This is a genomic window from uncultured Tateyamaria sp. (assembly GCF_947487805.1).
In the GTDB taxonomy this organism is placed as follows: Bacteria; Pseudomonadota; Alphaproteobacteria; order Rhodobacterales; family Rhodobacteraceae; genus Tateyamaria.
Window position 1 is genome coordinate 284,745 of the sequence record NZ_CANKXW010000001.1, and the last position, 13,368, is coordinate 298,112.

Here is a 13,368-nt window from a genome sequence, read left to right on the forward strand (position 1 = left end):
GGGTGCGTCGTCCTATGGTCACGCCGACCACAGGCCGCCGGACGCACATTCATGCTGCAAGACAAACGTATCCTTTTGATCCTGACGGGCGGCATCGCCGCCTACAAGGGGCTGGACCTGATCCGCCGCCTGCGCGAACGCGGCGCATCCGTCACGCCCGTGCTGACCCGCGCCGCCGAACAGTTCGTCACGCCGCTGTCGGTGTCGGCGCTGGCCGGGCACAAGGTCTACCGCGACCTCTTTGACCTCACCGACGAGGCCGAGATGGGACATATCCAGCTCAGCCGCTCCGCCGACCTGATCCTCGTGGCCCCGGCCACGGCGGACATCATGGCCAAGATGGCGCAGGGCCGTGCCAATGATCTGGCCTCGACCCTTTTGTTGGCCACGGACACGCCGGTGATGATCGCGCCCGCAATGAATGTGCGCATGTGGGACCACCCGGCCACGCAACGCAATCTGACACAACTGCGCGCCGATGGGGTGACGGTTGTGGGCCCCAATGACGGTGACATGGCCTGCGGTGAATTTGGCCCCGGACGGATGGCCGAACCGCTGGAGATCGTGGACGCCGTGCAGGGCCATTTCGGGCCCCGCCCGCTCAAGGGCAAACATGTGCTGATCACCTCCGGGCCGACGCACGAACCGATTGATCCCGTCCGCTATATCGCGAACCGGTCCTCGGGCGCGCAGGGCACCGCGCTGGCGCGCGCGCTGCTGGATCTGGGCGCGCAGGTCACCTTTGTCACCGGCCCGGCGGACGTACCGCCGCCCGTGGGCGCGGATGTGGTCCGGGTCGAAACCGCGCACCAGATGCGCGATGCGGTGCTGGCGGGCCTGCCCGCCGATGCGGCGGTGTTTGCCGCCGCGGTCGCCGATTGGCGCGTCGATGGGGCCAGCGACGCCAAGCTCAAGAAAGTGGTGGGCACATTGCCCACCCTACAGTTCGCGGAAAATCCTGACATTCTGGCGACGGTTGCGCAGATGACCAAAGGCCGCCCAACCCTTGTCGTGGGCTTTGCCGCGGAAACGAATGACGTGATCGACAACGCCACCGCCAAACGGGTGCGCAAGGGCTGCGACTGGATCGTGGCCAATGACGTCTCGCCCGAGACCGGCATCATGGGCGGGTCCGAAAATGCGGTCACCGTGATCTCGGACACAGGCGTCGACAGCTGGCCGCGCATGACCAAGGCCGAGGTCGCCGCCCGTCTTGCCCGCCAGATCGCCGAGGCGCTCGCAACATGATCCTTGCCGCTGGTCATCCCGCCGCCGCAGCTTATGTGGTGGAGCGATGAAGCCCGTAACCCTCAAACTGATGCGCGTCGGCGGATCCTACACCGACATCCCGCTGCCCGCCTATGAAACCGTGGGCGCCGCGGGCGCGGATCTGCGCGCGAACCTTGCGGGTGGTGCCGCGGTGGTCGTGGCCCCGGGCGCGCGGCTTTTGGTGCCCACGGGCCTCGCGATGGCGGTGCCCGAGGGGTACGAGGTCCAGATCCGCCCGCGCTCTGGCCTTGCGCTGAAACACGGGATCGCGCTGGTCAACAGCCCCGGCACCATCGACAGCGACTATCGCGGCGAGGTCGGGGTGATCGTACTCAATACATCTGACACGGGCTTTGAAATCACCCACGGGATGCGCATCGCTCAGATGGTGCTGGCCCCGGTGGTGCAGGCGTCCTTTGCCGAAGTCGACACGCTGGACGACACGGCCCGCGGTGCGGGCGGCTTTGGATCGACCGGGCGCGGCTGATGGTGCTGGTCTTTGCCTTGGCGGCGGTCCTGTGGGGCGTCGGTGCCGCGATGAAGACGCCGCGCCGCGCGCGCTGGTTGATGATCGGCATTCTCTACGTACTGGTTCTGGCCGTGCAGATCGCCCTGCCGCCCGACCATCCTGTGCGCCTCGCCACCGGCGAAAGCCCGGCGTTCTGGCTGATCCTTGGCGGGTTTGCGGGCCTTGTCGTGGCCTACCGCTTTGGGCTGCGGCGGTTGCGCGCGCGGGCGCAGGACCGCGAAACCGCAGCGCAACCGCCCGCGCAGGCCGGCGCCTTTACCGACACCGAACTCAACCGCTATGCCCGCCACATCGTGCTGCGCGAAATCGGCGGTCCGGGGCAAAAGGCGCTGCGCGAGGCGCGTGTGCTGGTGGTGGGGGCGGGCGGCCTTGGCGCGCCCGTGCTGCAATACCTCGCGGCCGCCGGGGTGGGCACCATCGGGGTGATCGATGACGACGTGGTGGAAAACGCCAACCTGCAACGCCAGGTCATCCACACCGATGCCCGCATCGGCACGCCCAAGGTGTTCTCGGCCCAAACCGCGATGCAAGCGCAGAACCCCTTTGTCACCGTGCGCCCCTATCACCGCCGCCTCACGCCGGACATCGCGGACACCCTGATCGCGGACTATGACATTGTCATCGACGGCACCGACAATTTCGACACCCGCTATCTCGTGAATGCCGCCGCCGTGCGCGCGGGCGTGCCACTGATCTCGGGCGCGCTCACCCAGTGGGAAGGACAGCTGAGCGTCTTTGACCCCGCCCGCAACGCGCCTTGCTACCGCTGCATCTTTGACAAGGCTCCTGCACCCGAACTTGCCCCCAGCTGCGCCGAGGCAGGCGTGGCCGGGCCGCTGCCGGGGGTCGTGGGCTCCATGATGGCGATTGAGGCGATCAAGCTGATCACCGGCGCAGGCGCACCCCTGCGCGGGCAAATGGCGATTTACGACGCGCTTTACGGCGAAAACCGCACGATCACGCTGGCCCGTCGCGCCGATTGCCCCGATTGTGGCACGGCCCCCATGGCGGGCGGATGACGGCCCCCCTACATTGACCGCAAAGGAGACCGCCAAGATGACCAATATCCTGCTGCAAGACTGGGACACCCCGTTCCAGATCGCGCCCTTTGACCAGATTTCCGACGACGATTTCGCGCCAGCGCTCGACACGGCGCTTGCCAATCACCGGGCCGAAATCGACGCCATCGCCTCCAATCCGGCCCCCGCCGATTTCGCCAACACGATCGAGGCGCTCGAGGCTGCGGGCCGCGATCTCGACAAGGTGCTGGGCACCTTCTACACGGTCGCAGGCGCCGACAGTAACCCTGCCCGCGAGGCGCTACAGCGCGACTTTTCCCCGAAACTCGCCGCGCATTTTGCCGAGATCTCCGGGAACAAGGCGCTTTTCGCCCGCGTCGCGGCGGTGAACGAGGCGCGCGATACGCTGGATCTGACGGACGAACAGGCGCGGGTGCTGATGCTGACCCATCGCGGCTTTGTCCGTGCGGGCGCGGCCCTGACCGGGGCTGACGACAACCGGATGAAAGAGATCAAGGGCCGGCTTGCCGAACTGGGCACTGCCTTTACCCAGAACCTGCTGGCGGATGAACGCGACTGGTTCATGGAACTGGGCGACGGCGATCTGGCCGGACTGCCGGAGTTTGTCGTCAACACCGCCCGCGCGGCGGGCAAGGAAAAGGGCGTGGACGGCCCCGTCGTCACCCTGTCGCGGTCCCTGATCGTGCCGTTCCTGCAATTCTCCACCCGCCGCGACCTGCGCGAAATTGCTTACAAGGCGTGGGGCGCGCGTGGCGCAAACGGCGGCGACACCGATAACCGCGCCATTGCCGCCGAAATCCTCAGCCTGCGCGAGGAACGCGCCAAGCTTTTGGGCTATGACAGCTTTGCCGCCTACAAGCTGGAAACCGAAATGGCCAAGACGCCGGATGCCGTCCGCGACCTGCTGATGGACGTCTGGGAACCGGCCAAGGGGCAGGCCAATGCCGATGCCTGGGTGCTGGAACAGATGATGCAGGCCGACGGCGTGAATGGCCCGCTGGCCCCGTGGGACTGGCGGTTCTATTCCGAACGCCGCCGCAAGGACCTGCACGATCTCGACGAGGCCGAGGTCAAACCCTATTTCCAGCTCGACCGCATGATCGAGGCGTCATTCGCCTGCGCCACGCGGCTTTTTGGCCTATCGTTCAAACCGCTCGACATCCCGCTCTATCACCCCGATTGCCGCGCGTGGGAGGTCACCCGCGGCGGCGCCCATGTGGCGGTGTTCATCGGCGATTATTTTGCCCGTGGCTCCAAACGGTCCGGTGCGTGGTGCTCGGCCATGCGCGCACAGGCCAAGTTCCCAGAACCGCAGGCCCCCGTGGTCATCAACGTCTGCAACTTTGCCAAGGGCGATCCCGCCCTTCTCAGCTATGATGACGCGCGCACGCTCTTTCACGAATTCGGCCACGCCCTGCACCAGATGCTGTCCAACGTGACCTACGAAAGCATTTCGGGCACCTCTGTGGCGCGCGATTTCGTGGAACTGCCCAGCCAGCTTTACGAACACTGGCTCGAAGTGCCCGAAGTGCTGCGCGAATTTGCCGTGCACGCCGAAACGGGCGAGGCGATGCCGCAGGCGCTGCTCGATAACGTGCTGGCCGCCGCGACCTATGACATGGGGTTCCAGACGGTGGAATATGTGGCCTCTGCGCTGGTCGATCTGGCCTTTCACGACCGCGCCGCACCCGCCGATCCGATGGTCAGACAGGCCGAGGTGCTGGCCGAGATCGAAATGCCCGCCGCCATTGGCATGCGCCACGCCACACCGCATTTTGCGCACGTGTTCGCAGGCGACGGGTATTCGTCGGGCTACTACAGCTACATGTGGTCCGAGGTGATGGACGCAGACGCCTTTGCCGCCTTCGAAGAGGCGGGCGGCCCCTTTGATCCGGACAAGGCGCAGGCGCTGGAAACGCATATCCTGTCCACCGGGGGCAGCGCGGATGCGGCCGAACTCTATACCGCCTTCCGGGGCCGGTTGCCGGGAGTCGAGGCCTTGCTCAAGGGGCGGGGACTGGTGGCCTGATCCGGCCACCAGCCATCGCGGCTCATTCGGCGGCAACCGCGCGGGTCTCGGCCTTGTGTGCGCTCACCACCACCAGAACGGTGGCGCCCAGCACCCAGTAATACAGGGCGTCCAGCCCGGTAAATCCGAACAGGAACGGCGCGGCCACGAATGTCGCGCCAACGATCCCATCCACCAGCAGGTGCAGCGAATAGGGCAGTACGCGCACCAGCCCGGTTTCGTGGTCGGTCAGCGCCGTCAGCAGCAGCGCCGCAATCCCGGTGGCAAAGGACAGGCCAAAGGCCCAGGGGTTGCTGGCCCCGATGTTCAACACAAACGGCATGACAATGAGGCCAAGCGCTACGGGATAGTCGATATAGGCGTGCATCTGGCGGGTGAAAAAGCGGAACATGGGGGTCTCTCCCTTGGGGTCATGGATCGGCCATCGGGTGGCGCGGTGACCCCAAGCTAGAGTTTGGAACCAATCGGTACAATAAAACTGTCCGTGAAGTACGCGTGATCTCAATACCCCGCGCCGCGGTCCACCAGATGCAGGAACGGCAGGCCTGCTTGGCCGCGCCGGATGTTCTCGGCGATGGTCTTGGCGGAATAGGCCGCGCGCGTCTCGGATGCGATATGCGGCGTGACCGTGACGCGCGGATGGGTCCAGTAGGGATGTGCCGCAGGCAACGGCTCCACCCGGAACACATCCAGCGTGGCGTGGTCAATCTGGCCGCTGTCCAGCGCGCCCAGCAGCGCGTCATCGTCGATCAACGGCCCCCGTCCGGGGTTCAGGATCCGCGCCCCCACCGGCATCAGCGCCAGACTGTCGCGGTCGAGCGTGTTCTCCGTGGCCGCCGTACTGGGCAGCAGCAGCACACAATAGTCCGCCCGCTCCAGCGCTGCGCGCAGACCCGCATCGCCGTGCAGACAGGTGATGCCCGCGATCTGCTTTTCCGACCGGCTCCAGCCCGCCACGTCAAAGCCCAGGCCCGCCAGCGCGCCGGCGCAGGCCGCACCCAGCTCGCCCAGCCCCAGTACGGTGACCCGCGTGTCAAAGGCCAGCGGCGGCGGTTTGGGTGCCCACGTGCCGGGGGCCGCGCCGATATGCGCATCCATCCCCAGATGCAGGCGCAGGATATGGCCCGTGACCCACTCGACCATGCCTTGCGTCAACGCGGGGTCAACCATCCGCGCCAGCGGCAGGCGCAGCGTGGGGTTGTGCACGATGTCCTCGACCCCGGCCCACAGGTTCAACACCGCCTTGGCGCGGGTAAAGGGCGCGAAATCCTGCACCGTGGAATTGGGCGCATAGACGATATAGTCGACCTCGTCCGGCGCGATATCCTGCGCGATATGCGCGTCCACGCCAGCGGCGGCGATCTCCTTGGACAGGGGGCCTTCGTATTGGGGCCACCGGTCTTCGGTGGCGGCGAACAGGACGTTCACGCTCATGTGGCGAATGCCGCATCAAGGCTGGCCATGCCCTTGATCTCGATCGGGTTTCCGGCCGGATCGGTAAAGAACATGGTGCTCTGCTCGCCCGGCTCGCCCTCGAACCGGATCTGCGGCTTCAGCACGAAAACCACCCCCGCCTCCGTCAGCCTGTCGGCCAGCGCGCGCCATGTGGCCATCGGCAGCACGGCCCCGAAATGCGGCATCGGCACCTGCACGTCGCCCACCTTGCCTGTCGGCGCGCTGGCAAAGGGCGCGCCCAGATGGCACGACAGCTGGTGCCCGAAAAAGTCGAAGTCGACCCAGGTGTCCGTGCTGCGCCCTTCGGCACATCCCAAAAGGTCGCCGTAAAAGGCGCGGGTGGCGTCAAGGTCCGTGACATTGAAGGCAAGGTGAAACAGGGCGGTCATGGCGGTCTCCGAACGTGGCTATGTCGGGACCCGTGTACCGCGTGACATGCAAATTGCAAAACCCGCAGTTGTGATCGCCGCGACCACAAATCGTGATGCGGCGTGCCTATCGCGGCCTGTGCACATGCGCGCTTTGCGCCAGCCCGAAGGCCAGCATCAGAACCAGCATCGCGGACCCGCCATAGCTGACCAGCGGCAGGGGCACACCCACCACCGGCGCCAGCCCCATGACCATCGACATGTTCACCGCAAAGAACAGGAAAAAGTTCAACGCAATTCCCAGCGTCAGCAGCGACGAAAACCGGTCCTTGTTGGCCAGTGCCGACACGACGCAAAACAGGATGATCAGCGCATAAAGCGCCAGCAGCGAAAACGCCCCGATGAACCCGAACTCCTCGGCCAGCGTGGTAAAGATAAAGTCAGTGTGCTTTTCAGGCAGAAAGTTCAGGCGCGACTGCGTGCCCTGCATGAACCCGCGCCCGGTCCAGCCGCCGGATCCCAGCGCGATCTTGGACTGCGTGATGTGATAGCCCGCGCCCAGCGGGTCGGAACTGGGGTCCAGAAACGTGTCGATCCGCCGGAACTGATAGTCCTTGAGAAGCTGCCACTCGGTCCCACGCGATTGCAGTACGGCGGTGATCAGCCCCGCGCCCGCCGCAAACACGGCCGCGAAATAGGCCCAGTGCACACCGGCCAGAAACATCAGCCCGCCACCCGCCGCCATCAGCAGGATCGAGGTGCCCAGATCCGGCTGGCGCAGAACCAGCGCCGTGGGGATCAGGATCAACAGCACCGGCAACAGCACCCAGAAGGGCCGCGATTTGCGGTGCGGGGGCAGCCAGTCGTAATAGGCCGCCAGCATCAAAACCAGCGTCACCTTCATCAATTCCGAAGGTTGCAGCCGCATGAACCCCAGATCGATCCAGCGCTGCGCGCCCATCCCGACGGACCCGAAAAACTCCACCGCCAACAGCAGCGCAAGCGAGCCCAGATAGGCAAGGCTCGCCATGTTGCGCCAGAACCAGATCGGCACCATCGCGATCATCACCATCAGGACAAAGCCCGCGGCAAACCGTTTCATCTGCGGCTCGGCCCAGGGGCTGAACGACCCGCCCGCCACGGAATAGAGCATCAGGAACCCGACGCCCGCCACCGCCGCCAGCAACAGCGCAAGTGGCCAGTTCAGGTACAGCACCTTGCGCGGCCCCGTGGGGACGTATTTGACCGTGTACTCAAGATAGCTCATGCTTGATCCTTGCCCGAGATATTGGCCAAGGGCTGCATCCCGCGCAGCACGCGCTGTTGCTCGCGGATGCGGTCACGGTCCTTGGTCGGATAGGCCTCGAGCGGGGGTTCGTCCCCGTACATCGCCTGCAATGTCACGTCGCGTGCAATCGGGGCCGCGGCAGTGGACCCGCCGCCGCCATGCTCGACCACCACGGCGACCGCGTATTTCGGATCGTCATAGGGGGCAAAGTTCACGAACAGCGCGTGATCCCGGCGCTCCCATGGCAGGTCTTCGTTCTTGGTGACACCGCGCGCGCGTTCGGCGGCGGTGATGTTGCGCACCTGGCTGGTGCCGGTCTTGCCGGCCATGCGCATCGCGTCTTCGATGATGCGGCTGCCATAGGCGGTGCCGCGCCGGTCGTTGACGACCTCGTACATGGCACGGCGCATCTTGCGCAGGTTGTTTTCGTTCATGCCCATGCTGTCGCCACCGCGCGCGGGCTGTTCGATGCCGTCGATGGATTTGACCAGCCGCGGCTCGACCGCGCGCCCACTGGCCAGCCGTGCAGTCATCACCGCCAGTTGCAGCGGTGATGCCAACAGATATCCCTGCCCGATGGATGCGTTGACCGTGTCACCGATCACCCAGTCCTGCCCGTGCACGCGCGCCTTCCACTCCTTGGTGGGGGTCAGGCCCGAGGCCACGGCGGACATCGGCACATCGTGCCGCACACCCAGCCCAAAGCGGTTCGCCATGGCCGAAATCTTCTCGATCCCGACCTTCAGCGCCAAGTCATAGTAGTAGACGTCGCAGGACTGTTTCAGCGAGTTTTGCAGATCGACCCAACCGTGTCCGGCCCGTTTCCAGCAGTGGAACTTGCGTTCCGCCACCTCGAGATGGCCGGGGCAATAGACTGTCTCGTCCGGCCCGATCAACCCGTCCTCGAGGGCGGCCATGGCCGTGATCATCTTGAACGTCGATCCGGGTGGATAGGCGCCCTGCACCGACTTGGACGCCAGCGGGCGGAATTTGTTCTCCGTCAGCGCATTGTAGTCACGAGACGAGATCCCGCGCACGAACAGGTTGGGATCGAATGTGGGCGCCGAGGCAATCGCCAGCAGGTCGCCCGATTGCACGTCCATCACGATGGCGCTGGCGCTTTCATTGTTCAGACGCGCCTGCACATAGCTTTGCAATTTGGCGTCGATGGTCAGCTGCAAGTCGGAACCGGGCGTGCCCTCGCGGCGGTCCAGCTCGCGCATGACGCGGCCCGTGGCGTTGACCTCCACTCGCTTGGCACCGCCCTTGCCGCGCAGCGCGGTTTCGGCCTTGGCCTCGACCCCGACCTTGCCGATCTGAAAGCGCGGGATGCGCAGCAGCGGGTCCTGATCCTCGATCCGTTCCAGATCAAAGTCGCTGACCGGCCCCACATAGCCCAGCACATGCGCATAGTCCGAGCCCAGCGGGTACACCCGGCTCAGCCCGACCTCGGGCGTGACGCCGGGCAGGGCGGGGGCGTTCACGCTGACGCGGCTCAGGTCTTCCCAGCTGACTTCGTCGGCGAGGGTGATGGGCAGGAACGGGGCCGAGCGTTTGACCTCGGCCATGGCGCGTTCCACATCGTCGGGATCCAGCGGCACGACCTGCGACAGGCGGGCGACCACCTCTTCGACGTCGCCTGCATCCTCGGGGACGATCACGATCCGGTAGCTGGGCACGTTACGCGCCAGCGGCACGCCGTTGCGGTCGAACACCTCGCCGCGCGCGGGCGGGATCAGGCGGACGTTGATGCGGTTTTCCTCGGCCAGCAGGCGGAACTGGTCGGCCTGATCAACCTGAAGGAACTGCATCCGCGCGCCCAGACCCGCGACAAAGGCCAGCTGCACGCCGCCCAGCAGCGCGGCGCGGCGCGTGAACAGGCGGTGGTTCGCCTCGGTATCGACGCGGGGCCCTTTCATGATCGCGCTCCCTTGCCGCCGATGTCATTTGGCGCGGCCTTGCGCACACCCATGAACGCATGCGTCACCGCCACCACCAGCGGATAGGCCAGTGCGGTAACGATGATCTGGATCAGGACCAGCCCCAGCGGCGGGCGGTCGATCAGCAGGATGGCGAGAACCACGTGATAGACAAGGCCGATGCCCACGATCCACGCGCCCGCAGAGGCCAGTTCGGTGGCAAGGCTCGCGTCGCGCAGGCTGCGCGACTGGGCCTTGATCTGCTCGCACGCGATCAGCGCCAGCAGCGCCCACAGACCGGGCGGGCGTTGCAGCAGCAGGTCCGCCATCAGAAAGACGAGGGCCAGCAGGACGGCGGGCACAAACTCGGGCCGCCGCACCGACCATGCAAAGGCAAAGCCGAGGATGAGGTCGGGCCAGATCAGCCCGCCGGTCGACGTCTGGAGCGGCAGCAGGTGCAGGAACAGAAGTACCAGCACGAGGCCCGCAAAGGCCGCGCGCATCGACCACAGGCGGGAGGGGCTCAGCTCGGTCATTCCGCGACCTCCCCGTCCAGCAGCAGCGCCGCGCCGCCGGGGGCCAGCACGTTGCTGTCATCGCTGACCGGTTCGTTGCCGTAGTGGCGCAGCACCCGCAGGAATTCGAGCCGTTCGTAATCCGCCGCCAGCCGCACGCGTAGCCGCCCGCCGGGGTCGGCAGCGACTTGCCCGATCAGCAGGCCCGCCGGAAACACGCCGCCGTCGCCGGAGGTGATCACGCGGTCTCCGGGGCGCACAAGGTCGGGGTTTTCCAAGAAGTCGACCGGCGGGGCGGCCGAATTGTCGCCCGCCACAATTGCCTTTTGCCCCGAGGGCTGGATGACGGCTGGCACACGGCTTGAGGCGTCGGTGACCATGATCACGCGGCTGGTGTTCTGCGCCACGCCCGACACCCGGCCCACAAGGCCGATGCCGTCCATGGTGGCCCAGCCTTCGACGATGCCGTCGCGCGCGCCGACATTCAGCAGCACCGACTGACGGAAGGGCGAGCCGCTATCGGCGAGCACCACGCCGGTGATGTAGGTCAGGCGCGGGTCAAGCCGCACGTTGTTGAGATCGAGGAGCCGCGCGTTTTCCTGTTCGAGCTGGAGGGCCGCCTCTTTCCACGCCTGCATCTGGCGCAGCTCGCGGCGCAGTTCGGTGTTCTGTTCGGCGATGCGGCGATAGCTCTGGAAATCGCGGACGAGGTTGATGGTGCCGGTGACCGGGGCCATGGCCCAGTCCATGTTGGGCACGATCCGGTCAGTGACCTGCGCGCGGAACCGTTCGACGCGCGGACTGTCGATGCGCCAGAGCAGGAACACACCCGTCAGCGCCAGCACCAGCACAGCCAGCACCAGCCGCCGAAGCGGGCCTGCATAATCTACCTGTCCGCGGTCCTTGGCCAAGGCGATCTCACCTCACGGTTGGTCCGTTTTAACGATGGTCTGACATTTGCCGGATCGGGGCAAGTCAACTCTTTGTCCCCGCGGGGACACATTATGTTAAATTTTCCGACAGCCCCCGGATCAGCTGTCGTAGTCGATGGCGTGGCGCAGTTGTTTTTCGTATTCCAGCGCCTTGCCGGTGCCAAGCGCCACGCAGTTCAGGCTTTCATCCGCGATGGACACGGCCAGCCCGGTCTGTTCGCGCAAGGCCAGATCCAGATCACCCAACAGCGCACCACCACCAGTGAGCATCACGCCCCGGTCGACGATGTCCGCCGCCAGGTCGGGCGGGGTGGTTTCTAGCGCGGTCATCACCGCTTCGCAGATTTGCTGGACCGGTTCGGCCAGTGCCTCGGCGATCTGGGCCTGGGTCACTTCGATTTCCTTAGGCACGCCGTTCAAAAGGTCGCGGCCGCGGATCTGCATGGACGTCCCACGCCCGTCATCGGGCATGCGCGCGGTGCCGATGGAGGTCTTGATCCGCTCGGCGGTGGTTTCCCCCACGAGCAGGTTCTGCTGGCGGCGCAGGTAGGAGATGATCGCCTCGTCCATGCGGTCACCACCGACGCGGACGGAGCGGGCATAGACGATGTCACCAAGCGACAGCACAGCCACCTCGGTGGTCCCGCCGCCGATGTCCACGACCATGTTGCCGGTAGGATCGGTGATCGGCATGCCCGCACCAATCGCCGCAGCGATGGGTTCGGCAATCAGGCCCGCGCGACGGGCACCTGCGGACAGCACTGATTGGCGGATCGCGCGTTTTTCAACGGGTGTCGCGCCGTGCGGGACGCAGACGATGATCTTGGGCTTGGAAAAGGTCGAGCGTTTGTGGACCTTGCGGATGAAGTGTTTGATCATCTCTTCGGCGGTGTCGAAGTCGGCGATCACACCCTCGCGCATGGGGCGGATGGCCTCGATGGACCCAGGCGTGCGGCCCAGCATCAGCTTGGCGTCTTCGCCCACGGCGAGCACTTTTTTCACGCCGTCCTTGACGTGATAGGCCACCACGGAGGGTTCGGACAGGATCACGCCGCGGCCCTTGACGTAGACGAGCGTGTTGGCCGTACCGAGGTCAATCGCCATATCGGACGAGAACAGTCCGCCCAGATTTCCGAATATCGACATGCTGCGCACCTTGCCTATTAACGGGGCTTCCGCCTCGCCCCAATAAATTTGGGTCCGCGACTCAGAACGAGGGCGGACCGCCCGCTTTATAGGGCTGTGACGGATGGGACGAAAGGCCCGAAACGGCGGCGGGGTCGGCGGTCTTTTGCCAAGCTGCGGATCCGTCGGGAAATAAATTTTCGCAGGCTCTGAATAAATCGCCGGCCTGCGCTGTTTTCCCTGTGCCCGGCCACGACCGGTTCGGGGCATCACGCATCTCTGGGAGGATAAGATGACACTGTTTCGCACCGCCTGTTTCGGGCTGACACTGGCGCTGGGCGCTGCGGCCGCGCAGGCCGACACATGGACCCTGGATGGGGCCGCGTCCAAGCTGGCCTTTGGGTCGATCAAGTTCAACGATCTGGGCGAGGTGCACAGTTTCAAATCACTGGACGGAACCGTGGGTGCGGATGGTGCGGTGGCGCTGGGCATTGATCTGGCGTCGGTCGAGACGAATATCGACATCCGCAACGAGCGGATGGTGGAACATGTGTTCAAGAACGCGCCGCGCGCTGCGATTTCGGCACAGATCGACATGGCCGCGATGGAAGGCATGGCCGTGGGCGAGAGCGCGGTGATGGAGGTCGAGGGGGATCTGAGCCTGCTGGGCGTCGAAGTGCCCCTCTACGGTGATATGTTCGTGATGCGCCTGTCGGAGGACAAGGTGATGGTGACGACGGACAGCATGCTGTTTTTGTCGACGGCGGATGCGGAGCTGGACCCCGGTGTGGACAAGTTGATGGAGCTGGCAAGCCTGCCCAACATCGTGCGCGCGGTGCCGGTAACGCTGCGCCTTATGTTCGATGCGGATGGTGCCAGCGGCTGAGACGTGCGGTGCG

13 protein-coding genes are annotated in these 13,368 nt (G+C 65.5%); 5 read left to right on the top strand and 8 right to left on the bottom strand.

All coding sequences use genetic code 11. From position 1 onward, the window contains the following. Positions 1-51 precede the first annotated feature (51 nt). Genes coaBC through Q0949_RS01470 form a run of 4 tightly spaced genes read left to right on the top strand, consistent with a single transcriptional unit; the run spans position 52 to position 4,867 of the window. On the top strand, positions 52-1,248 hold the full coding sequence (coaBC, locus tag Q0949_RS01455) for a bifunctional phosphopantothenoylcysteine decarboxylase/phosphopantothenate--cysteine ligase CoaBC (protein ID WP_299367521.1): 1,197 nt from the start codon (positions 52-54) through the stop codon (positions 1,246-1,248). Between the two features lie 46 nt (positions 1,249-1,294). Then, positions 1,295-1,756: a dUTP diphosphatase gene (gene dut / locus Q0949_RS01460; RefSeq protein WP_299367523.1), complete on the top strand. Its 462-nt coding sequence runs from the start codon at positions 1,295-1,297 to the stop codon at positions 1,754-1,756. Beyond that, positions 1,756-2,817, top strand: coding sequence for a molybdopterin-synthase adenylyltransferase MoeB (gene moeB / locus Q0949_RS01465; protein ID WP_299367525.1), 1,062 nt, complete (start codon positions 1,756-1,758; stop codon positions 2,815-2,817). The genes dut and moeB overlap by 1 nt, the downstream gene beginning before the upstream one ends. Before the next feature lie 37 nt (positions 2,818-2,854). Beyond that, positions 2,855-4,867: a M3 family metallopeptidase gene (locus tag Q0949_RS01470; RefSeq protein ID WP_299367528.1), complete on the top strand. Its 2,013-nt coding sequence runs from the start codon at positions 2,855-2,857 to the stop codon at positions 4,865-4,867. A 22-nt stretch (positions 4,868-4,889) separates the two neighbouring features. On the opposite strand, the gene Q0949_RS01475 is transcribed toward Q0949_RS01470, so the two are convergent. From Q0949_RS01475 to Q0949_RS01510, 8 genes are all read right to left on the bottom strand, one after another. Then, positions 4,890-5,258 carry a hypothetical protein gene (locus tag Q0949_RS01475; protein ID WP_299367531.1) on the bottom strand — a complete coding sequence of 123 codons (369 nt, stop codon included), beginning with the start codon at positions 5,256-5,258 and terminating at the stop codon, positions 4,890-4,892. 110 nt (positions 5,259-5,368) lie between these two features. Then, the gene (locus tag Q0949_RS01480) at positions 5,369-6,301 is read right to left on the bottom strand and encodes a glyoxylate/hydroxypyruvate reductase A (RefSeq protein WP_299367534.1); all 933 of its coding nucleotides are present in this window, start codon (positions 6,299-6,301) and stop codon (positions 5,369-5,371) included. Beyond that, positions 6,298-6,711 (bottom strand): VOC family protein, encoded by a 414-nt coding sequence (locus tag Q0949_RS01485; protein WP_299367536.1) that lies wholly within the window; start codon positions 6,709-6,711, stop codon positions 6,298-6,300. The genes Q0949_RS01480 and Q0949_RS01485 overlap by 4 nt, the downstream gene beginning before the upstream one ends. Before the next feature lie 106 nt (positions 6,712-6,817). Beyond that, positions 6,818-7,957: a rod shape-determining protein RodA gene (gene rodA, locus Q0949_RS01490; protein WP_299367539.1), complete on the bottom strand. Its 1,140-nt coding sequence runs from the start codon at positions 7,955-7,957 to the stop codon at positions 6,818-6,820. Further along, positions 7,954-9,897, bottom strand: coding sequence for a penicillin-binding protein 2 (gene mrdA / locus Q0949_RS01495; RefSeq protein WP_299367542.1), 1,944 nt, complete (start codon positions 9,895-9,897; stop codon positions 7,954-7,956). The genes rodA and mrdA overlap by 4 nt, the downstream gene beginning before the upstream one ends. Continuing rightward, positions 9,894-10,433, bottom strand: a complete 540-nt coding sequence (locus Q0949_RS01500) for a rod shape-determining protein MreD (protein ID WP_299367545.1) — start codon at positions 10,431-10,433, stop codon at positions 9,894-9,896. The genes mrdA and Q0949_RS01500 overlap by 4 nt, the downstream gene beginning before the upstream one ends. Continuing rightward, positions 10,430-11,323, bottom strand: a complete 894-nt coding sequence (mreC, locus tag Q0949_RS01505; protein ID WP_299367547.1) for a rod shape-determining protein MreC — start codon at positions 11,321-11,323, stop codon at positions 10,430-10,432. Before mreC ends, Q0949_RS01500 begins: the two co-directional genes overlap by 4 nt. A gap of 120 nt (positions 11,324-11,443) precedes the next feature. Next, positions 11,444-12,490, bottom strand: coding sequence for a rod shape-determining protein (locus Q0949_RS01510; RefSeq protein ID WP_299143324.1), 1,047 nt, complete (start codon positions 12,488-12,490; stop codon positions 11,444-11,446). 271 nt (positions 12,491-12,761) lie between these two features. On the opposite strand from Q0949_RS01510, the gene Q0949_RS01515 reads away from it, so the two are divergent. After that, positions 12,762-13,355 (top strand): YceI family protein, encoded by a 594-nt coding sequence (locus Q0949_RS01515; RefSeq protein WP_299367550.1) that lies wholly within the window; start codon positions 12,762-12,764, stop codon positions 13,353-13,355. The last annotated feature ends 13 nt before the right edge of the window (positions 13,356-13,368 follow it).

Bases quoted from the DNA above. Each gene is read 5' to 3' on its own strand.
- rodA (WP_299367539.1), bottom strand. From the start codon at position 7,957: ATGAGCTATCTTGAGTACACGGTCAAATACGTCCCCACGGGGCCGCGC.
- moeB (WP_299367525.1), top strand. From the start codon at position 1,756: ATGGTGCTGGTCTTTGCCTTGGCGGCGGTCCTGTGGGGCGTCGGTGCC.
- dut (WP_299367523.1), top strand. From the start codon at position 1,295: ATGAAGCCCGTAACCCTCAAACTGATGCGCGTCGGCGGATCCTACACC.
- Q0949_RS01515 (WP_299367550.1), top strand. From the start codon at position 12,762: ATGACACTGTTTCGCACCGCCTGTTTCGGGCTGACACTGGCGCTGGGC.
- Q0949_RS01475 (WP_299367531.1), bottom strand. From the start codon at position 5,258: ATGTTCCGCTTTTTCACCCGCCAGATGCACGCCTATATCGACTATCCC.
- coaBC (WP_299367521.1), top strand. From the start codon at position 52: ATGCTGCAAGACAAACGTATCCTTTTGATCCTGACGGGCGGCATCGCC.
- Q0949_RS01510 (WP_299143324.1), bottom strand. From the start codon at position 12,490: ATGTCGATATTCGGAAATCTGGGCGGACTGTTCTCGTCCGATATGGCG.
- Q0949_RS01470 (WP_299367528.1), top strand. From the start codon at position 2,855: ATGACCAATATCCTGCTGCAAGACTGGGACACCCCGTTCCAGATCGCG.
- mrdA (WP_299367542.1), bottom strand. From the start codon at position 9,897: ATGAAAGGGCCCCGCGTCGATACCGAGGCGAACCACCGCCTGTTCACG.
- Q0949_RS01480 (WP_299367534.1), bottom strand. From the start codon at position 6,301: ATGAGCGTGAACGTCCTGTTCGCCGCCACCGAAGACCGGTGGCCCCAA.
- Q0949_RS01485 (WP_299367536.1), bottom strand. From the start codon at position 6,711: ATGACCGCCCTGTTTCACCTTGCCTTCAATGTCACGGACCTTGACGCC.
- Q0949_RS01500 (WP_299367545.1), bottom strand. From the start codon at position 10,433: ATGACCGAGCTGAGCCCCTCCCGCCTGTGGTCGATGCGCGCGGCCTTT.